Source organism: Epilithonimonas hispanica (assembly GCF_003385395.1).
GTDB classification, from domain to species: Bacteria; Bacteroidota; Bacteroidia; order Flavobacteriales; family Weeksellaceae; genus Epilithonimonas; species Epilithonimonas hispanica.
In genome coordinates this window covers 56,416-78,219 of sequence record NZ_QNUG01000011.1, presented here as the reverse complement: position 1 = coordinate 78,219, position 21,804 = coordinate 56,416, and the positions used below count along the sequence as shown (strand labels likewise).

The 21,804-nt window shown below is 35.8% G+C and carries 19 protein-coding genes; 7 read left to right on the top strand and 12 right to left on the bottom strand.

Going from position 1 to position 21,804, the window contains the following annotated elements; all coding sequences use genetic code 11:
* Genes rplB through rplC form a run of 4 tightly spaced genes read right to left on the bottom strand, consistent with a single transcriptional unit; the run spans nt 1 to nt 2,382 of the window.
* The gene (gene rplB / locus DRF58_RS06835) at nt 1–822 is read right to left on the bottom strand and encodes a 50S ribosomal protein L2 (protein ID WP_116034118.1); all 822 of its coding nucleotides are present in this window, start codon (nt 820–822) and stop codon (nt 1–3) included.
* 19 nt (nt 823–841) lie between these two features.
* Nucleotides 842–1,132, bottom strand: a complete 291-nt coding sequence (gene rplW, locus DRF58_RS06830; protein WP_027383319.1) for a 50S ribosomal protein L23 — start codon at nt 1,130–1,132, stop codon at nt 842–844.
* A 3-nt stretch (nt 1,133–1,135) separates the two neighbouring features.
* Nucleotides 1,136–1,765 carry a 50S ribosomal protein L4 gene (gene rplD / locus DRF58_RS06825; RefSeq protein WP_116034117.1) on the bottom strand — a complete coding sequence of 210 codons (630 nt, stop codon included), beginning with the start codon at nt 1,763–1,765 and terminating at the stop codon, nt 1,136–1,138.
* Nucleotides 1,756–2,382: a 50S ribosomal protein L3 gene (gene rplC / locus DRF58_RS06820; RefSeq protein WP_116034115.1), complete on the bottom strand. Its 627-nt coding sequence runs from the start codon at nt 2,380–2,382 to the stop codon at nt 1,756–1,758. Before rplC ends, rplD begins: the two co-directional genes overlap by 10 nt.
* A gap of 441 nt (nt 2,383–2,823) precedes the next feature.
* Here rplC and DRF58_RS06815 point away from each other — a divergent pair, with 441 nt between their 5' ends.
* The 4 genes from DRF58_RS06815 to DRF58_RS06800 all read left to right on the top strand — a co-directional run bounded on the left by DRF58_RS06815 (nt 2,824) and on the right by DRF58_RS06800 (nt 8,130).
* The gene (locus tag DRF58_RS06815; protein ID WP_116034113.1) at nt 2,824–4,305 is read left to right on the top strand and encodes an ankyrin repeat domain-containing protein; all 1,482 of its coding nucleotides are present in this window, start codon (nt 2,824–2,826) and stop codon (nt 4,303–4,305) included.
* Between the two features lie 7 nt (nt 4,306–4,312).
* Complete coding sequence (locus DRF58_RS06810; protein ID WP_116034112.1) at nt 4,313–4,795, top strand: DUF2271 domain-containing protein; 483 nt, start codon at nt 4,313–4,315, stop codon at nt 4,793–4,795.
* Nucleotides 4,796–4,804: 9 nt separating this feature from the next.
* Nucleotides 4,805–7,000, top strand: coding sequence for a PepSY domain-containing protein (locus DRF58_RS06805; RefSeq protein ID WP_116034110.1), 2,196 nt, complete (start codon nt 4,805–4,807; stop codon nt 6,998–7,000).
* Between the two features lie 152 nt (nt 7,001–7,152).
* Entirely contained in the window at nt 7,153–8,130 is a 978-nt protein-coding gene (locus DRF58_RS06800; protein ID WP_116034108.1) for an FAD:protein FMN transferase, read from the top strand.
* 64 nt (nt 8,131–8,194) lie between these two features.
* Here DRF58_RS06800 and DRF58_RS06795 read toward each other — a convergent pair whose 3' ends face one another.
* From DRF58_RS06795 to rpsL, 6 genes are all read right to left on the bottom strand, one after another.
* A complete protein-coding gene (locus DRF58_RS06795) occupies nt 8,195–10,468 on the bottom strand; it encodes a TonB-dependent siderophore receptor (protein ID WP_116034107.1) in 2,274 nt (757 codons plus the stop codon).
* Between the two features lie 85 nt (nt 10,469–10,553).
* Nucleotides 10,554–10,991, bottom strand: a complete 438-nt coding sequence (locus DRF58_RS06790; protein ID WP_116034105.1) for a low affinity iron permease family protein — start codon at nt 10,989–10,991, stop codon at nt 10,554–10,556.
* A 252-nt stretch (nt 10,992–11,243) separates the two neighbouring features.
* Nucleotides 11,244–11,549, bottom strand: coding sequence for a 30S ribosomal protein S10 (rpsJ, locus tag DRF58_RS06785; RefSeq protein ID WP_002661363.1), 306 nt, complete (start codon nt 11,547–11,549; stop codon nt 11,244–11,246).
* 17 nt (nt 11,550–11,566) lie between these two features.
* Nucleotides 11,567–13,684: an elongation factor G gene (gene fusA / locus DRF58_RS06780; protein ID WP_116034103.1), complete on the bottom strand. Its 2,118-nt coding sequence runs from the start codon at nt 13,682–13,684 to the stop codon at nt 11,567–11,569.
* A gap of 6 nt (nt 13,685–13,690) precedes the next feature.
* On the bottom strand, nt 13,691–14,167 hold the full coding sequence (rpsG, locus tag DRF58_RS06775; RefSeq protein WP_027371737.1) for a 30S ribosomal protein S7: 477 nt from the start codon (nt 14,165–14,167) through the stop codon (nt 13,691–13,693).
* Nucleotides 14,168–14,190: 23 nt separating this feature from the next.
* Nucleotides 14,191–14,601: a 30S ribosomal protein S12 gene (rpsL, locus tag DRF58_RS06770; RefSeq protein WP_116034102.1), complete on the bottom strand. Its 411-nt coding sequence runs from the start codon at nt 14,599–14,601 to the stop codon at nt 14,191–14,193.
* A gap of 201 nt (nt 14,602–14,802) precedes the next feature.
* Between rpsL and DRF58_RS06765 the strand changes: the two genes are divergently transcribed.
* From DRF58_RS06765 to DRF58_RS06755, 3 genes are all read left to right on the top strand, one after another.
* Nucleotides 14,803–15,279: a Dps family protein gene (locus DRF58_RS06765; protein WP_116034100.1), complete on the top strand. Its 477-nt coding sequence runs from the start codon at nt 14,803–14,805 to the stop codon at nt 15,277–15,279.
* Between the two features lie 179 nt (nt 15,280–15,458).
* Nucleotides 15,459–17,069, top strand: coding sequence for a leucine-rich repeat domain-containing protein (locus DRF58_RS06760; protein WP_123902377.1), 1,611 nt, complete (start codon nt 15,459–15,461; stop codon nt 17,067–17,069).
* A 209-nt stretch (nt 17,070–17,278) separates the two neighbouring features.
* Nucleotides 17,279–20,626 carry a methylmalonyl-CoA mutase family protein gene (locus tag DRF58_RS06755; RefSeq protein WP_116034097.1) on the top strand — a complete coding sequence of 1,116 codons (3,348 nt, stop codon included), beginning with the start codon at nt 17,279–17,281 and terminating at the stop codon, nt 20,624–20,626.
* 118 nt (nt 20,627–20,744) lie between these two features.
* On the opposite strand, the gene DRF58_RS06750 is transcribed toward DRF58_RS06755, so the two are convergent.
* A complete protein-coding gene (locus tag DRF58_RS06750; RefSeq protein WP_116034096.1) occupies nt 20,745–21,461 on the bottom strand; it encodes a hypothetical protein in 717 nt (238 codons plus the stop codon).
* The gene (locus tag DRF58_RS06745) at nt 21,458–21,781 is read right to left on the bottom strand and encodes a PadR family transcriptional regulator (protein WP_116034095.1); all 324 of its coding nucleotides are present in this window, start codon (nt 21,779–21,781) and stop codon (nt 21,458–21,460) included. Before DRF58_RS06745 ends, DRF58_RS06750 begins: the two co-directional genes overlap by 4 nt.
* Nucleotides 21,782–21,804: the final 23 nt, after the last annotated feature.

The following is a 21,804-nucleotide window of genomic DNA, read 5'->3' as shown; positions in this document are numbered from 1 at the left end:
TTATTTACGTTTAGATATGATATGACGGTTAGACGCTTTGTTTTTCTTTCTAGTTTTGTAACCTTTAGCTGGCATACCGTTTCTAGATCTTGGGTGACCTCCAGAAGAACGTCCTTCACCACCTCCCATTGGGTGATCAACTGGGTTCATTACTACTGGTCTTGTTCTTGGTCTTCTACCCAACCATCTGCTTCTACCAGCCTTACCTGATACAGTTAACTGATGATCACCGTTAGAAACAGATCCAACCATTGCTATACATTCTGTAAGAATCATTCTAGACTCACCAGAAGGTAATTTAACGATTGCATATTTTCCATCTCTAGAAGTCAATTGAGCTGAAGAACCAGCACTTCTTGCCATAATTGCACCTTGTCCAGGCTTCAATTCGATACAAGAGATTACAGTACCCAATGGAATATTTTTCAATTTCATTGCGTTACCTACGTTAGGTTCTACGTTTTCTCCAGAAACAATTTTCTGATCAACTTTGATCCCGTTTGGAGCGATGATATATCTCTTCTCTCCATCTGCGTACTCCACCAACGCGATGAAAGCAGTCCTATTTGGATCATATTCTACAGTTTTTACCGTTGCTTCAACATCGAATTTGTTTCTTTTGAAGTCGATAATTCTGTATTTCTTTTTGTGTCCACCTCCGGTGTAACGCATGGTCATTTTACCAGTTTGGTTACGTCCACCTGACTTACTAATACCAACTGTTAGAGATTTCTCTGGTTTGTTGGTAGTAATTTCCTCAAAATTGTTAACAACTCTGAATCTCTGTCCTGGGGTGATAGGTTTTAATTTTCTAACAGACATTACTATTATTTATAATTAATTAATTAGTTGCGAAAATATCAATAACTTCTCCAGCTGCTAATGTTACAACAGCTTTTTTCAATTTATTGGTTTTCCCAACTTGAAGTCCTTTTTTTGTATGTTTAGCAGAAACTTTAGGCGCATAAATCATCGTTCTAACGTCCGCTACTTTTACACCGTAAGCTGCTTCAATAGCACCTTTAATCTGGATCTTGTTTGCTTTTGGAGCAACCAAGAAAGAATAAGCACCTCTTAGATCTGTAAGATAGTTTGCTTTTTCTGAAATAATTGGTTTAATAATAAGTGACATGATTTATTTCTTTAAGTTGTCCTGAAATTTCTCTACTGCACCTTCTAAGAAGATAATCTCACCTGTATTGATTAAATCATAAGAAGAAATCTCGTTATAATTCAATACTCTTGTTTTAGGCAAGTTTCTTGAAGATAAATATACATTCTTGTTAGCTTCAGGAAGTACGAATAATGATTTTTTACCTGTAAGAGTCAAAGCATCCAACAATGTGATGAATTCTTTTGTCTTAGGAGCATCAAAACTCAAGTTCTCCAAAACTTTGATACTGTTATCTCTCAATTTTTGAGACAAAACAGATTTTTTAGCTAATCTCTTAAGCGCTTTGTTCAATTTGAATCTGTAGTCTCTTGGTTTTGGACCAAAAACTCTACCTCCACCTTTGAAAGTTGGCGACTTGATATCACCATATCTCGCAGATCCTGAACCTTTTTGCTTCTTAAGCTTTCTAGTAGAAGCCGTGATTTCGCTTCTTTCTTTAGATTTATGAGTACCTTGACGCTGAGCAGCAAGATATTGTTTAACCTCTAAGTAAACCGCGTGTTGATTTGGCTCAATTCCGAAAACTGATTCGTCAAGAGTTACTTTTCTTCCGGTCTCTTTTCCTGATGTATTTAATACTACTAGTTCCATTTCTTGATAATTACATAAGAATTTTTAGCTCCCGGAACAGCGCCTTTTACTACTAAAAGATTTTGTTCTTCATCCACTTTTAACACCTGAAGGTTTTGAACAGTTACTTGCTCACCTCCCATTCTACCAGCCATTCTCATTCCTTTGAATACTCTCGAAGGATCCGATCCAGCACCGATAGAACCTGGAGCTCTAAGTCTGTTGTGCTGCCCGTGAGTTGCTTGCATTACACCTCCAAATCCGTGTCTTTTAACAACACCTTGGAAACCTTTACCTTTAGAAGTCCCTGTTACATCAACGTATTCACCTTCTGCAAACATGTTAACTTCTACTAAATCTCCTATTTTAACATCGTGTTCGAACGCATTTCTGAATTCTACCAACTTAGCTTTAGGAGTTGAACCAGCCTTTTTAAAATGACCAGCTAACGCTTTACCAACGTTCTTCTCACTCTTGTCATCGAAACCTAGTTGAACAGCAACATATCCGTCAACTTCTTCGGTTCTGACCTGTAAAACCGCGCATGGACCAGCTTGAATAACTGTACAAGGAATGTTTTTCCCAGCTTCGTCAAACAAAGATGTCATACCGATTTTTTTACCAATAATACCTGACATTATTTATTATATATCTATTATATTAAAACTTAGCATTTTAGTGGTCTTCGTAATATTCTATGTCTGAAATAGGCATACTCTTTCCCTAAAATGAGTGTGCAAATGTATGAATATTTTTTATATTGACAAATATTTTTAGGAAATTATTTGATAATTTGTGAGTTACGAGATTCTAAACCAATTTTAAAAACAAAACATCAAATAAATCTTGACAGAATAATCACTCTAAGAAAATTAAGGCTTAAAAGTAAACTTATAACAATAAGAATTGGACAAAGCCCCCCCATCTTAAGTAGTTCTGTTAACATTTAAAACAGAACATTACATTTTGAAAATGAAATTTTATTCTAGAACTGCCAAAAATCAGTTTCATTAGAAAGCATTAAAAAGATTAATTTGTACTTTTGCTATTTAGAATTAATAAAAATAAATTAATTAAAAATGAAAAAGATACTTCTCACATCTTTCATATTATTAGGTATGCTTTTCCAAGCGCAAAAAAATCCACTTCTGAGTGCTGACTTCTGGAAAGCAAAACCAGATATAGAAAAAGTAAAAGCAGAAATCAACAAAGGCAACGACCCTTACGAATTTAATTCTAATGCTTTTGATCCAACTGCACTTTCTATTAATAATAGATCTTCTACAGATGTAATTATTTACTTATTAGAAAAAGCGAAAAGTGTTGATCAACTAACACACGATGGAAGAACTTACTTGCATTGGGCTGCAATGAGCGGAAACAAAGAAGTCATCTCTTACCTATTGAAAAAAGGCTACAACCCCAATAAATATGACACAAAAGGTTTTACGCCTATATCTTTTGCAGCTTATTTTGGTCTAGCCAATGCAGAAATCTATGACTTGTTTTTTCAAAATGGTGTTGATCCAAAAACTAAATACCATAACGACGCCAACATTCTTTTATTAGCCATAGGAAATGATAAAGACGGCTCTCTGGAAAAACTATTCTTGTCAAAAGGTCTTTCTTTGGATTCTAAAGACAACAAAGGAAGAACAGCTTTCGATTATGCTACAAGTTTTGGCAATCTTGATATTTTAAAATCTTTACGTACAAAAAATATCAAGGCCACAGATTACGCTTTGATCAACGCAGCTTCGGGAACAAGAACTAATACTAATGGATTGCCAGTTTATCAATACCTTCTGGATGATTTAAAATTAAATCCAAAAACAACCAATGAGGATGGAGCTACGGCCCTGCAAATCGTCGCAAGAAAACCCAACCAAAAGGAGATCATCGATTACCTTATCAATAAAGGTGTTGATCCTAATCAAAAAGATGTTGATGGAAACAATGCTTTAATCATTGCGGCTGGTGGTAGAGACATCAATAATATTAAAGCTATTCTTCCAAAAATCAAAGATATCAACGCCATCAACGCAAAAGGAGAATCTGCTTTAACAGAAGCCGTAAAAAGTAGTTCTGCGGAAGTCATCGCTCTTCTATTAGACAACAAAGCCAACATCAATATAAAAGATATAAAAGGAAATGACTTGGCTTATCATATTATTCAAGCTTACAATCCTGCTGGCGGAAGAGGAAATGCAAAAGATGACTTAACCGAAAAAATGGAGCTTCTAAAATCAAAAGGAATTAACTTTGCGACGCCACAAGCAGATGGAAATACGTTGCTACATCTCGCCATTGCAAAAAACAATCTTGACCTTCTAAAAAAATTAGAACCATATAAGATTGATGTAAATGCTAAGAATAAAGAAAGTATGACTGCACTTCACAAAGCGGCGCTTATCGCAAAAAATGACGAGATTCTAAAATATCTCATCAGTCTTGGCGCTAAAAAAGATATCAAAACTGAGTTTGATGAAACCGCTTATGACTTAGCTTCAGAAAACGAATATCTAAAAAAGAACAACACCTCTATCGAATTTTTAAAATAAAATAAAAATGACTTCATCATTCAGAATTCAACTAGTCGGAATTTTGACCTTTTTCGCTGTAATATTTTCTTCAGCACAGGTTTCCAAATACAAATGTATGCTCCAAATGACAAGCTACACAGGCGAAGGCGCTTATGTTGTAGTTTCTTTGATCGACCCAAAAGGTGCATACGAAAAAACACTTTATGTGATGGGACCAGATAAAAAATGGTACGACACACTTAAAGAATGGCACAAAGCACAATCTAAAAAACCAACAAAACTAAATGCCATCACCGGCGCATCTGTAGCTGGCGGCGATAGAAGTATCACGACATTCTCAATAGAAGACAAATATTTTAACAAAGGATATAAAATCCGCTTCGAATCTGCTGTAGAAGACCAGAAATATCATGTACAGGATTTGGAAATTCCTTTAACTACCAATGGAATTACCCAAAAAACTGATGGAAAAGGCTATATCAAGTATGCCAAATTGATCAAAATCTAATTCCGAAAAATGACATCATCTGTTTGGAGACTGGCGCACCTTGCGTTGGCAGTCGTTACATTTCTGTTTCTGATTCTTGCATCGTTAACAGGGATTGTTTTGGCATATAACGCCGCACAGGAAAATCTGCAACCACTCCGGGCAGATGACATCAATACCATCTCACTTTCCCAAGCGATTCCGGAACTGAAAAAACATTATCCGGAAATTATTGAGCTGACTGTAGATCACAATCGTTTTGTTTTACTGGAAGGTATTGACAACGACGGCAAAGATGTAAAAGCTTATATCAATCCAACAACAGGAAAAATTTTAGGAAAACCAACTGAAAAAAGCGAGTTCATCAATTGGAATTTATCTTTGCATCGTTCATTATTTTTGAAAGAAACGGGGAGATTTGTGGTTGGGATTGTTTCTTTTTTATTAATGTTAATTACCATTTCAGGATTAATATTAATTCTAAAAAGACAAAAGAGCTTCCGAAATTTCTTTGGGAAAATCAACAAAGATTCTTTTTCTCAATATTACCACGTGGTTTCTGGGAGATTGTTATTGATTCCGATTCTTATCGTTTCCATCACGGCGACTTATCTTTTTCTGGTACGTTTTGAAATCATCAAGAAAAGCGAACCCGAGAAAATCAAGAGTTTCAAATCTACTAATCAAGAAAAAAAGAAGTTACAGGATTTTGATATTTTTAAATCTACCTTATTAAAAGATGTTCAGAAAATCGAATTTCCTTTTGTAGAAGATGAGCCAGAGGAATTCTTTGTTCTGAAATTAAAAGACAGAGAAATAACCGTTAACCAAATCACGGGCACGATTGAAAAAGAGGAAAAATATCCTTTAATAACGGTCTATGAAAATCTAAGTCTCGATCTCCACACCGGAAGAACCAATTGGATTTGGGCAACCGTTTTGGGATTATCATCTGCTAATATTCTGATGTTCATTTGGTCTGGATTTGCCATTACTTTCAGAAGAAGTCGATCTAAAATTAAGAATAAATTTAAACCAAATCAGGCAGAAATAATTCTGTTCGTCGGTTCAGAAAACGGAACCACCTTGAATTTTGCTTCTAATGTTCATGAACAATTATTATCATCCGGAAAAAAGTCGTATTTGGCAGAACTCAATCATTACGAGCTTTTCCCGAATGCAAAACAATTAGTCATTTTTGCTTCTACTTACGGTTTGGGAGATCCGCCGACTAATGCGTCTCAGTTTTTGAAATTAGTAGATAAGATTCCGCAAAATCAAGACGTTCATTACTCTATCGTTGGATTTGGTTCCAAATCATATGAGGAGTTTTGTGCTTTTGCAGAGAAAATTAATCAACATCTGTCTGAAACCACTTGGGCAAAACCACTGATTCCACTACATACCGTTAATGACCGTTCGACGCACGAGTTTGCTGAATGGGCAAGAGAATGGAGTGCAGAAAGCCTGATTCCGATTGCATCTGCACCTTCGCTTTATGCTCCTAAAATTCCATCTTTATCAACATTTAAAGTCGTAGGAAAATCCGAAGTGGTGGAAGAAGCCACAACTTTTAAACTCAATCTAAAACCAACTTCCAGACAGAAGTACCAATCCGGAGATTTGCTTACCGTCTATCCCGACAATGACCACAAGGAAAGATTCTACTCTGTAGGAAAAGTAGATGACAGCCTGCAACTGATTGTCAAATTATTCGACAACGGATTAGGTTCTTGCTATTTATACCGATTGGAAGAAGGACAAGAAATCAAGGCGAGACTTATTAAAAATTCGGATTTTCATATTCCTAAAAATCCTAAATCAATCGCATTAATCGCCAACGGAACCGGGATTGCGCCTTTCCTTGGAATGATTGATGAAAATACCAAAAAGAAAGATATCCGCCTCTACTGTGGGTTCAGAAAGTCGAGTGAATTAAGTCGCCGTTATACTCAGTTTTTGGAACATCAAAAAGAAAAAGGACAACTTTCGGATTTTCAATTTGCTTACTCCAAAGAAGAACAAGCCGAGTATGTGATGCACCTTATTGAAAAAGATGCCGAGTATTTCTACCAACTTCTTCAAAGTGGCGGAACCATTATGATTTGTGGTTCGCTGAGAATGCAACACGATGTCGAAACCTTATTAGACGACATTTGTTTGAAGAAAGGAACTTCTCTTGGTGATTATAAAAGTAAGGGGCAGATTCTTACGGATTGTTATTAATGAAGTAGATGAAAAGATAATAGATGAGAGATAATAGACTTGGTGAAGTCCTCATAATTATTCATTCCATCGATCCAAAGTCTTAAGATTGAATTCCTTCGGAGTTCGTTGTTAATTTCACGATTATCCAAAACCCGCTTATCTTTGCCAATATGAAAAACAGCATTGCAAAACTATTTTTAATCTCGATATTCAGTATTTCATCAATGGCTTTGGCGCAAGTTCAGAGGATCAGAACCTTGACCTTGATGGGTAGTCAATTCGAGATTACGGTGGTTGAAAAAGACTCTATATCTGCAGAACAAGCCATTGATAAAGCCATTACCGAAATCACCCGAATAGAAAATCTCATCTCTGAGTGGCGACCGGAAACACCAATCTCACAAGTCAACCGCAATGCTGGCATCCAACCTGTGAAAGTAGATCAAGAAGTCATCGACCTTACCAAAATGGCACTCCAATTCTCAAAACTGACCGATGGGGCTTTTGATATTAGTATTGTGGCAATGGACAAAATCTGGAAATTCGATGATACAATGGAAACCTTGCCCAATGCTGAGGCGATCCAATCTTCTATCCGAAATGTCGGTTATCAAAACATCGAAATCGACAGCATCAACTCTACTCTATTCTTAAAAAACAAAGGGATGAAAATCGGATTTGGATCCATTGGCAAAGGCTATGCGGCAGATCGCGCCAGAACGCTACTGAAACAAGCGGGTGTTTTGGGCGGCATCATCAATGCTTCTGGCGATATCTCTACTTGGGGAACTCAACCCAATGGAGATGCTTGGGCAATTGGGGTAAACAATCCTTTCCGTAACGGCAAAGTGGCAGCTGTGATTCAGAAAAAAACAGAGATGTCTATGACCACATCGGGTAATTATGAAAAGTTTGTCGAGATCAATGGGAAACGCTATTCTCATATCATCAATCCCAAAACAGGGATACCTTCTACTGGATTGACCAGCGTGACCATCATTGGTCCAGATGCAACTACCGCCAATGGTTTCAGTACTTCATTAATTGTTTTGGGAAAGAAAAAAGGCAAGAAATTGATGAAACAATTCCCCGAATACAGCTATGTTTTGATTACCGACAAAGGCAACATTATCAGAAGCTTAAAATAAAGAAAGATTATCATTGCGATAATCTTTCTTTTACTATATAAAATTGATTGGTGTTCTTAAAATGTTAGAACTTGTAACTGATCTGAGCAGCAAAGTTTCTTGGCTGTATCTGATCGATATAACCGCCTCGGAAATAAGAACTATATCCAACGGTATCAAAGATATTATTGAAGAATACTCTTAGTCCAATTCCGTTTTTCAGGCTATAACCCACTTGTGCATCAACAGTTGTGTATTCTGGCATATCGAATGGTTGTACTCCCGGAGCAACACTGTTAATATGTCCTGCGGTAAATGTTTTCTGAGTCCACTCATCCACCGGACGTTTTCCTACATAATAAATTCCGGCTCCAATGTCAAGTCTATCCAATAAACCTTGATTAAATTTATAATTCAACCAACCGTTTGCTGTGTGCTTCGGCGTGTTCATAGGCGCTGAACCATTGACGTAAGAAGGACTGTTTTGATTTTGAGCATCTACATACGCCCAACCAGCCATTATCTGTAAGTTAGGAAGAATCCTTCCGATTGCTTCAACCTCCATTCCTTTTCTTCTTAGATTTCCAGCAATTCCGTATAGGATATTCTTGTTGGCATCCTGAACTGGATTATAATTGGAATCTAAAATTTGGAAAGAAAGATTATCTGAGTTAATATCAAATAATGTAACGTTAAATCTTAGTTTCTCATTAAACCAATCCGATTTGATTCCCGCTTCCCATTGTTTTGTATGAGACGCTCCTACGTTTCCTCCTGCTTGTAAAATCTGATTCACAGAACGAAGGGATGTTGTGGTGGTGTAAGAACCAAATACATTGATGTTTTCTACCGGAGAAACAATCAGACCAAACTGAGGATTCCAAGTATCAACAATTCTACTGCTAGAACCACTCAATCTACTATATCTTAATCCCAAATGCGCTTTTACATATTTCCCAAAAGACATCACGTCTTGTGCTAATGCACCAATACTAGGTGTCAAAATAGGATTAGATCTTCCAAGACTCTCGTAAACAACATTCACGGGCAAAGTATTAGAAATAGAACCATTAACCACATCAAATGTATCTAATGGATTAGCTGCATACGTTACAGAACCAGTAGGCGTATTAACAGTTCTTGATCTCGCGGTGATTAAATTAGCATCAGAAATTGAGTTTTTATAGGCATTATAATTAATTGCTGACGTTTCAGTTTCTCTCCAATCAAATCCAACTTGGAAAGTGTGGTTGATAAAGCCTGTTTTAATATCCTGTCCAATGAAGTCTAACTGCAAAACTCTGTTGATATCTTCACTTTCAGATTTACCGATAATTCTTTGTCTGATGTTATAATCCGTACCGCCTTGTGGTAAAGAAACCGAAGAACTTTCAGAATCTGAATTACTATTCGAACTAATAAAAGCAACTCTAGCTTTTAATTTATCTGTAAGTTTTCTCGTAACTGTCGTTGCAAAGTTAAAAGTCTCTGTTTTTGAATAATCTGAAGAATAGCCTAGAAACTTACCTTTGGGCATATGATACAATGCTTCTACATTTCCTGGAGCCGCATTGATTGTTCCTCTGTCCGGCGTTCTATTATCATTTAGATAATCCATTTCAACATTAATCTCCGTTTTATCATCTGGACGATAAGTAATGGATGGATTAACATAAATTCTTTCTCCCTGTACGTGACTTCTGAAAGAATTGTTATTCTGATAAGCAGCATTTAATCTAACCGCTACTTTTCCTTCAGAATCTAAAACTCTTTGGAAGTCTAAAGTTGGACGATAAAAATCCCAACTTCCGTATCTGAAACCTACACTAGTTTGATTGATGAACTGTGGTCTTTTGGTCACCACATTAATAACGCCTCCAGCAGAACCAAGACCGTTACCAATACCTTGGCTAACTGCTGCCGAACCTTTGATAACCTGAATACTTTCTACGCCTTGCATATCTGTAATCATCCCAGCCGTACGGAAATCTGAATCTAAATGTACCCCATTTTTAAGAACAGGAACACCTCTATAACCACGGATTGACATACTCTCGCTTCCGCCACCATAGCTCGAAAACAAAGTGACACCCGGAACGTTTTTAGCAACATCTGTAACAGTAAGACCTCCCAATTGTTCAATTACTTTATGAGAAACTACCGAAATACTTTGTATCTGATCTCTTGTCTTAAGCGGTAATCTCGTAATCGCTTCTAGACCTTGAGGTTGCTTTTTCTTTTCACCGAAAAGTTCTACTTCTTCAATTTCTTTTTCTTTTTTGAGAGTATCTTTCACTTGCTGGGCATTTGCAAAAATAACCCCGAGTACTACCGATGAGACTGCTAACGTTTTCTTCATTGTTTAAATTTGAAGCAAAAATATTATTTTTATTAATTCTAAATAACTTTTATACATTGACAAATCTCAGTTTTCTTAAAAAAAGTTAATTTTCTAATTTGCTATTATGTTTTTTCACCGCTGCATCTATGGAGTAGCATTTATGAAAATTACCTTCTTGCTTAGACAACTCCGCAATTTTCACAAAATATTGATGAAGCTGATCTAGTTCTTTCTCCGTAAGATCCTCAATATCTACCATCCGATTACTTGCTTGTTTGCTTGCTGCAATCAATTCGTTGAGTTTTAATTGAATAGCTTTACTATCCTTATTTTGAGCTTTTTGGATTAAGAAAACCATCAAGAATGTAATAATTGTTGTCCCTGTATTAATCACCAATTGCCAAGTTTCTGAATAATTGAAAACAGGACCAGAAATTGCCCAAATCAATACAATAAGGACAGCGCTTATAAATGCATAAGAACTGCCTGTAAAATTAGTAGCCAAATTGGAGAATCTTTCGAAGAGATTATTGTTTTTCATATGATAATATTTGAAGAATTGAAGTTAATATTAAAAAAGAAAAGATTAATAAAATAGAAGTATGTTTCTATCAATTTTGTAATAATTAATTATATTTTTATAAACTTAATTGAGGATTTTTATCAATTATACTCTAATCAATTCGTTTATCTCAGCTTCAATTCTCCAAATATAATACTATCATATTTCAAAAAAAATCCCTTTTCTTTCGAAAAGGGATTTGTATAATATGATAAGCCAAATGCTCTATTATCACACTTTAATTTCTACGTCAACTCCTGAAGGAAGTTCTAATTTCATTAGAGCATCAACAGTTTTAGAAGAAGAAGAGTAGATATCCATCAATCTCTTGTGAGCTGATAATTGGAACTGCTCTCTTGCTTTCTTGTTTACGTGCGGAGATCTCAACACTGTGAAGATTCTCTTATTCGTTGGCAATGGAATAGGTCCGTTTACAACAGCACCAGTAGCCTTTACCGTTTTTACGATTTTCTCAGCAGACTTGTCTACCAAGTTGTAATCGTAAGATTTTAATTTTATTCTGATTCTTTGTGACATTTCTTGTACTTTAAAAATTAACCTTTTGCTTTAGCAATGATATCTTCAGCAACGTTTTGTGGAGTAGCTTGATACTTCTCTAATTCCATAGAAGAAGTAGCTCTTCCTGATGAAAGTGTTCTTAGAGTAGTAACATAACCAAACATTTCAGACAATGGAACTGAACCTTTGATAACAACGGCACCGTTCTTTTCTTCTTGTCCACTGATTGTACCTCTTCTCTTGTTAAGGTCACCAATGATGTTACCCATATATTCTTCTGGAGTTACAACCTCCAATTTCATAATAGGCTCCATGATTACTGGTTTAGCAGCTTTACCAGCTTCTTTGAAACCAAGCTTAGCAGCTAATTCAAAAGAAAGTGCATCAGAATCCACTGCGTGGAAAGATCCATCTTTAAGAGTAACTTTAATTCCTTCAACTTCGAAACCAGCCAATGGACCGTTTTTCATTGCAGCTTTAAAGCCTTTTTCAATTGCAGGAACAAATTCCTTAGGAACGTTACCACCTTTGATCTCATTGATGAATTCTAAACCAATTTTACCTTCGTCTGCAGGTCCTAGTTCGAATACGATATCAGCAAATTTACCTTTACCTCCAGATTGCTTTTTGTAAACCTCTCTGTGGTTGGCAGTTTTTGTTAAGTTCTCTTTGTACTCTACCTGAGGTTGTCCTTGGTTAACTTCAACCTTGAACTCTCTTTTCATACGGTCAACAATGATATCCAAGTGAAGCTCACCCATACCAGAGATAATCGTTTGTCCAGAAGCTTCGTCAGTTCTTACTGTAAAAGTAGGATCTTCTTCAGCCAATTTAGCTAGAGCGTTACCCATTTTATCCTGGTCAGCTTTAGTTTTAGGCTCAACAGCGATACCAATTACCGGATCAGGGAAAACCATCGATTCTAGAACGATTGGGTTTTTCTCGTCACACATTGTATCACCAGTTTTGATAGATTTGAAACCTACAGCAGCACCAATATCACCAGCTTCAATATATTCTACTGGGTTTTGCTTGTTAGCGTGCATCTGATAGATTCTAGAGATTCTTTCTTTATCTCCTGAACGCGTGTTCAAGATATAAGAACCAGCATCTAGTCTTCCAGAGTATGCTCTGAAGAATGCTAATCTTCCTACGAATGGATCGGTAGCAATCTTAAATGCTAATGCAGAGAAAGGCTCATCTACAGAAGGTTTTCTTGTGATTTCAGCGTCAGTTCTTGGATCTGTACCTTTGATATCATCTTTATCCAATGGAGAAGGCAAGTATTTACATACTGCATCCAACATAAACTGTACTCCTTTGTTCTTGAATGAAGAACCACAAGTCATCGGGATAATAGATAAATCGATAGTAGCAGCTCTCAATGCAGCATTGATTTCTTCTTCTGTAATTGAATCCGGATCTTCGAAGAATTTCTCCATCAAAGTTTCGTCATATTCAGAAACAGCTTCTACTAATTTCTCTCTATATTCTAGAACCTCATCCTTCATGTCTTCCGGAATTGGAACTACCTCGAAAGTAGCACCTTGTCCAGCCTCATCCCAGATGATCGCTCTGTTTTTAATTAAGTCTACAACACCTTTGAAATCTTCTTCAGCACCGATTGGTAAAACGATTGGAACTGCGTTTGACCCTAACATTGTCTTAACTTGGTTTACCACGTTAAGGAAGTCAGCTCCTTGTCTGTCCATTTTGTTTACGAATCCCATTCTAGCAACTTTGTAGTTGTCAGCAAGTCTCCAGTTTGTTTCAGACTGAGGCTCTACTCCATCTACTGCAGAGAAAAGGAATACCAATCCATCTAATACTCTCAAAGATCTGTTAACCTCTACTGTGAAGTCAACGTGTCCCGGTGTATCGATGATGTTGAAGTGGTAAGCTTTTGTATCTGGTAATTTTTTACCTTGATCTGTAGGAAAGTTCCAAGAACAAGTCGTAGCCGCAGAAGTAATAGTAATACCTCTTTCAGCTTCCTGCTCCATCCAGTCCATTGTAGAAGCACCATCGTGAACCTCTCCAATTTTGTGATTTACACCTGTATAGAATAAAATTCTTTCTGTAGTGGTAGTTTTACCTGCATCAATGTGCGCAGCAATACCAATATTTCTTGTAAATTTAAGATCTCTACCCATTTCAGATTAGAATTTAAAGTGTGAAAACGCTTTGTTAGCTTCCGCCATTTTGTGAGTATCAGTTTTCTTTTTGAAAGCTGCACCTTCTTCTCTTGAAGCTGCTACAACTTCGTTAGCTAATTTCAAAGCCATAGACTTATCATTTCTCTTTTTAGAGTAGCTAATTAACCATTTCATAGCCATAGAAATTTTTCTATCAGCTCTGATTGGCATAGGAATCTGGAAGTTTGCTCCACCTACTCTTCTAGAACGTACTTCTACGTGAGGCATAACGTTTGTTAATGCATCTTTCCAGATTTCAAGGGCTGTTTTCTCAGTTTCTCCTTTTTTAGTTTCTACGATATCTAATGCATCATAGAATATTTTGAATGCGATTGACTTCTTACCATCAAGCATCAAGTTGTTTACGAATCTCGTTACCAATTGATCATTAAACTTTGGATCCGGTAACAACGGTCTTTTTTTCGCTTTTGTCTTTCTCATTGTTTCTGTACCTTATTTAATGATTACTTTTTCTTACCTTTAGTTGGTGCAGCTGCTTGACCTGGTTTTGGTCTCTTAGCTCCGTACTTAGATCTTCTTTGTGTTCTTCCGTTCACCCCAGCTGTATCCAACGCACCTCTTACGATGTGGTATCTTACACCTGGTAAATCTTTAACTCTCCCCCCGCGTACCAATACTATCGAGTGCTCTTGAAGATTATGTCCTTCACCTGGGATATAGGCGTTAACTTCTTTACCGTTTGAAAGTCTTACCCTTGCAACTTTTCTAAGTGCAGAGTTAGGTTTCTTAGGAGTGGTAGTATATACTCTCGTACATACACCTCGTCTTTGTGGACAAGAATCAAGGGCAGCCGATTTACTCTTCTTGGTAAGTGCGACTCTTCCTTTTCTAACTAATTGTTGAATAGTAGGCATTTAATTGCTTTTTATTTTAGGGTGCAAAAATATGAATAATTTTTTAATCTACAAGTAGTTAGAGAAAAATAATTAATGATAGAATTTTTCAATCTGTTGCTTGTGATATTTTAATCAAATTAAGCTCAGAAAAAACATTTTTGGAGAGATTATTGATGATAACTTTATAACTTATTTTAAAATCAATTAAACTTAATTATAATGAAAAATGCCACATTAATCGGACTAAAAGAAGCCGATTGTAAAAACATTTCTGAAAAACTCAACATCCTTTTAGCCAACTATTCTGTTTTCTATCAGAACACAAGAGGTTCCCATTGGAATATAAAAGGTGAACAATTTTTCACACTTCATCCAAAATTCGAGGAACTATATAATAGTCTTGTATTGAAAATAGACGAGATTGCTGAAAGAATTTTAACATTGGGTGCAATTCCTGCTCACAATTATTCAGATTATTTGAAAGTTTCTACCATCAAGGAAAGTAAGGAAGTAAGTGACGGAAATAAAAGTGTAGAAATCATTCTTAATTCATTCAAGGTTGTGATTGATCTTCAAAGAGAATTACTAGACCTAACAGACAAAGCCGGAGATGAAGGAACCAACTCTCAAATGAGCGACTACATCACAGAACAGGAAAAAGAGGTTTGGATGTATAATTCTTATCTTGGTAAGTAAAAAAATAAATTATCGATAATAAAATCCAGTTTCTCAAAGCTGGATTTTATTTTTATTAACCTAAATCATTACAATTAAAATAATCATTAATTTTTCAAAAAACAAACAATCCAATTCGATTATCCATTATATTTGCCCTTTAATCTTATATACATTTGAAAAAAATTTTATTCTTTTTATTGATTTCAAATTTCATATTTGCACAATGGAGTATTTCTAATGCAGAAAGGAGTGCGCTTATCAACATTTACAATTCCACAAATGGGGAAAACTGGAACAGAAACTGGGATCTAGAAAAAGACCCAAGAAACTGGTTTGGTGTTTCCGTCAAAAATGGAGCTGTCATAGAACTGAACCTTTCTGGAAATGCTCTCAGCGGAACTTTCCCAACTTATATAGGCTCTTTTCCAAAGCTAACCAAACTAGACTTAAGTAATAATAAGCTAACTGGCGAAGTTGCAATGGGACTTTCTTCTCTAAGTCTATTGACAAAAATAGATATCAGTAATAATAGATTGGAAGGGAATCCTACAATTACATTATCTGGGCTTTTTAATTTGGAAGATCTTGGCCTAGGCGGAAACAAGTTTACAATTCCTGATGTGAATGGGCTACTTCAGAATTTCAACAACATCCGAATTTTAAATGCCGCAGATCTAGACTTGTCCAATATCCCTTCAAAAATTGCAACTTTTAACAATCTCGAAACATTAATATTAGACAACAATCCAATTCCTAACAATTCTTATGGGAATCTTTCTGGACTGCCTAAATTAACAACCATATCACTTGCAGGAACTGGCTTAAGTCAAATTCCAACTCAAGTTTCACAAAGCACACAGATCAAAAGCCTTAATCTAAGTAACAATAATATAACGGAGCGTAATACATCTGGTCTTTCAACACTCACAAACCTAGAGTGGTTATCTTTGGAAAATAATCAACTATCTCAGATTCCAACACAAATTGCCTCGCTTAAGAAACTCAAAACCCTTAATCTCGGAAGAAATAAAATCTCTGGAAGCACATCATTACTCGCCAACCTAACAGAGTTGCAGCAATTATTTTTGAATAATAATTTGCTTGCCGGCAATATTCCTTCAGAATTTTTAAGTATGCCAAAATTATTAATGCTCAACCTCAACAGCAATCAACTTTCTGGCGATTTGGATAATCAACTTCCTCCTATTACTCATATTTGCAACAACCGTTTTACAAAACCTCAGCTTTACAATTATATAACAGATTTTAATGTCCAGACCGAACTCAATTACTCCCCACAACGCTATGATGTAGAAAAAGAAGTATTAGGCATCATTGGACAATCAGCAAAACTGGATCAATCTTTAGCTAATAGTGATTATTCATTTACTTGGTTCAAAAATCTGGATCAGAAAACCAATACGACCAATGCGGATCTCAATTTCGCAAGTGTGGAAGAAGAAGATTATGCCACTTACACTGTAGAAGCATACACCTATTCTGTTTTAAACAATTCAACGGTCTTCGATTTGTCTCTTTTCAGAGAGCCCATTTCATTGGTAAAAGTTCTCGGAACGGCAGAAACAGTAAAATATTTTAATATCTATCCCAATCCCACATCAGATTATTTGAATATTGTAAGCACCAAATACAACATCCAGAAAGTCTATATATATGATTTGAGCGGTAAACAAATGCTATCGGACTCCAAATCCAAAATCGATGTTTCCAAACTTCCAAGTGGGGTTTATATGTTAATAATCAAAACACAGGAAGGAAACAAAAATTTCAAGTTTATCAAGCAATAGTTTTTTAGGAGCCTAATCCCGCTTTCCGTTACAATCTTTTTCTTTTCCTTATGCCAAAGAAAAGCAAAAGGATTTCCACTGCAATCGGGGCTATTAAGTTAAATCTTCAAATTTAGATTCAGCAAAAATCTATTATTTATCAGTCTATCATCTTGCATTTATTTCCCATTTCAAAAAAAATTTTATCTTTGGAAACATCGATTTAATAAATGGAAAATCAAAGATATACTCCTAAAAACAAAGTAAGAATTGTAACTGCTGCGTCTTTATTCGACGGGCACGATGCTGCAATTAATATCATGCGTCGTGTGATTCAGGGAACAGGATGCGAAGTTATCCACCTTGGTCACGACAAATCTGCAGAGGAAGTGGTAAACACAGCCATTCAAGAAGATGCGAATGCAATTGCATTAACCTCTTACCAAGGCGGTCACAACGAATATTTTAAATACATCTACGATCTTTTAAGAGAAAAAAACTCTCCGCAAATCAAAATTTTTGGTGGCGGTGGCGGTGTTATTCTGCCTGAGGAAATCGAAGATATAATGTCTTACGGAATCGACAGAATTTATTCTCCGGACGACGGTCGTGAACTTGGTCTTCAGGGAATGATTGACGATTTGGTAAAAAGATCAGATTTCCCAACTGGAAAAGAGGTTGAAGCAATCGATTTAGATTCAATTAGTTTTGAAAATTCTACAAGTATTGCAAAAATCATTTCTGCAGTAGAAAACTTCTCAGAAGAAAAACCGGAATTGGTTCAGGCAATTGACGAAAAATCAAAAGATTTAAACATTCCAATCATCGGTATCACAGGTACCGGTGGAGCGGGAAAATCTTCTTTAACTGATGAATTGGTAAGACGTTTCCTCCGTTCAAATCCAAATAAAAAAATTGCGATCATCTCCATCGACCCTTCGAAAAAGAAAACAGGAGGTGCGCTTTTGGGAGACAGAATTCGTATGAACGCAATCAACGATCCAAGAGTTTATATGCGTTCGATGGCAACGAGAGAAAATAACGTTTCGGTTTCGCCGTTCATCCATTCTGCTTTGAATGTTTTGAAATTGGCTCATCCTGATGTTATCATTTTAGAAACTTCAGGGATCGGACAATCTGGTTCGGAAGTTTCAGATTTTGCGGATGTTTCAATGTACGTAATGACTCCTGAATACGGAGCTGCAACACAGTTGGAGAAAATCGATATGTTGGATTATGCAGATTTGGTGGCTTTAAATAAATCTGACAAAAGAGGTGCTTTGGATGCACTTCAAGCCGTTAGAAAACAGTTCCAGAGAAACCATTTATTATGGGAACAGCCATTGGACGAAATGCCAGTGTATGCAACAAAAGCATCTCAATTCAACGATCACGGAACAACGAAATTGTACAACAGATTGGTTTCTAAAGTAAATGATAAGTTTGCGGATTTAAATTTAAAAACATTTGTTGAACAGGAAATTACAGATGAAGTAACGATCATTCCTCCAAAAAGAGTTCGTTATCTATCTGAAATCGTTGAAAACAACAAACAATATGATGCAAACATTGAAAAACAGGCTGAATTAGCCAGAACAATGTATCATATCGATGGCGTTAAAAAAATCATTTTCAATGAAACTTTGGACGCTGAATATCAAAAAGCTGAAAAAGAACTTCAACAGGAAAACATCGACTTCCTAAAAACCTGGGACGATACGAAAAAGGCTTTCCACGAAGAGTTTTACTCCTATTTTGTAAGAGGAAAAGAAATTAAGGTTGAAACCTCAACAGAATCTTTATCTCATTTAAGAATTCCAAAAATCGCATTACCAAAATACAACGATTGGGGCGATTTGATTAAATGGAAAGGTCAAGAAAATCTTCCGGGAGGATTTCCTTACACCGCAGGAATTTACCCTTTCAAAAGAACAGGTGAAGACCCAACAAGAATGTTCGCCGGAGAAGGAGGCCCTGAAAGAACCAACAGAAGATTCCACTATGTTTCAGCAGAAATGCCTGCAAAACGTTTGTCTACTGCTTTCGACTCTGTAACATTGTACGGACAAGATCCAGCTTTACCGCCGGATATTTACGGAAAAATCGGAAATGCGGGAGTTTCCATTGCTACTTTGGATGATGCTAAGAAACTATATTCAGGATTTGATTTGGTAAATGCATTGACCTCAGTTTCAATGACAATCAATGGCCCAGCTCCGATGTTGTTGGCTTTCTTTATGAATGCTGCGATTGATCAAAACGTTGAAAAATATATTGCTGAAAATGGTTTGGAATCAAAAGTTGAAGAAGTTTTAAAAGCAAAATTCGACGACAAAGGCTTAGAAAGACCAAAATATAACGGAGAACTTCCGCCTTCCAATAATGGTTTAGGTTTAAAATTATTAGGAATCACGGGAGATGAAGTGATTCCTGCAGAAGCTTATGCTGAAATTAAAGCCAAAACAATCGCAACCGTTCGTGGTACCGTTCAGGCAGACATTTTAAAAGAAGATCAGGCTCAGAATACCTGTATTTTCTCTACGGAATTCGCTTTGAGACTGATGGGTGATGTTCAGGAATATTTCATCAAAGAAAAAGTAAGAAACTTCTACTCTGTTTCAATTTCGGGTTATCACATCGCAGAAGCGGGTGCAAATCCGGTTTCTCAGTTGGCATTTACGTTGGCAAATGGTTTCACGTATGTTGAATATTATTTGTCAAGAGGAATGGATATCAATGATTTTGCACCGAATTTATCTTTCTTCTTTTCGAATGGAATAGACCCAGAATATGCAGTCATTGGTAGAGTTGCCCGTAGAATTTGGGCAAAAGCTATGAAACTGAAATACGGAGCTGATGAAAGAAGCCAAATGTTGAAATATCACATCCAGACTTCAGGACGTTCGCTTCACGCTCAGGAAATTGATTTCAATGATATCAGAACGACGCTTCAAGCACTTTATGCAATTTATGATAACTGTAACTCACTACACACAAACGCTTATGACGAGGCAATTACAACGCCGACTGAGCAATCTGTAAGAAGAGCAATGGCAATTCAGTTGATTATCAATAAAGAACTTGGTTTAGCGAAGAACGAAAATCCGTTACAAGGTTCATTTATCATTGAAGAATTAACTGATTTGGTGGAAGAAGCTGTGTATGCAGAATTTGATAGAATTACAGAAAGAGGTGGAGTTCTTGGTGCGATGGAAACGATGTATCAACGTTCGAAGATTCAGGAAGAATCAATGCATTATGAATGGTTGAAACACACAGGAGAATATCCGATCATCGGGGTAAATACTTTCTTAGGAAAAGATGGTTCACCAACGGTTCGTCCCGGAGAAGTAATCCGTTCGACTGAGGAAGAAAAACAATTCCAGATCGAAATGCTTAATAATTTCCAGAATTCTAACGAAGATAAATCTGCAGAAGCTTTGAAAACTTTACAATACGCAGCCATCAATCAACAAAACTTATTCGAAGTGATGATGGATGCCGTGAAATATTGTTCGCTTGGGCAGATTACCAATGCGCTTTTTGAAGTGGGCGGAAAGTACCGAAGAAATATGTAGGCGAAGGTCGCCCACCAATTATTTAAAAATAAAAACCTCAGAGATTTCTTTGAGGTTTTTATTTATATTATAATTCAATTTCCAAATTATATCCGTCGTTCTTTTCTAAAGTAAAACTTTACTTATAATTAGGAATGTATTTTCTAATATGATTAACTGTTTTCGAATGTTGAAATAAATTGATATTTGTAAAAACCATCATAGTTTGCATAATAAAAATTAATACAAATAATATCCATGAATTTTTGCTACTTAAATCCTGACCATGAAACAAGTTAAAAATCCTCTCCGACGATTTGCTAGAATCAAAAATCGTAGAATTTAGAAAAGTTATAAAGGCAATATAAGCAGTAAGATTTCTTTGATAGATAGAATATTGCAATGTTCTTTTCTTGATTTTAAAAAAATTTAAATTTCGAAAATTAAATACAAAAATTGAAATCGGAATTATATATAAACTTAGATTAATTATCAGATAGAACCAATTGAATTGTTCCTTATTAGAAATTTTTAAGATAAAAATGGCCATAAGTAACTGAATAATCAAAACAATACATAACGATTTTTTTAAAACTTTTTTATCAGATTCCACCATTATTCTATAAACAAAATTGGGAGCATTAATGTTCAAAAAATAATTACTCTTCATTTCAAGTTCATCCTGCCAAGCGTTTTTTACACTATCAAATGCGAGATGAAATTCCAAATTCTCATCCTTCTTGATTTCTTCTACTTGAGATATAATGTGATCTTTCACTTCAAGCAAAATATCAATAGGAAGTTTCTTAGAAATTAAATACTTCTCAATTTCTAATTTTTGTTCAGCAGAAATCATATATCAAAAATAGTTTTTAAATTAAACAAATAACTTCTCATTTCAACTTCTTGCAATATTTGCTGCCTCTTGCCTTTATCCGAAAGCAAATAATATTTACGATTTCTTCCATTGATTTCCTGAATCTCCGAAGTAATAATGCCGTCTGCTTCCAATTTATGCAAAAGCGGATACAACGCACCTTCTGTCATTTCAAGCTCTCCTTCCGTGAGTTCTTTCGCACGTTGTGTCATCTGATAACCATACATTTTCACTTCTTTTGAAAGTAGTTTTAAAATAATATTTTGAAGCGTTCCCTTATAGAGACTATTTTTATTCATATCAAAGAATTAATACCTCACAA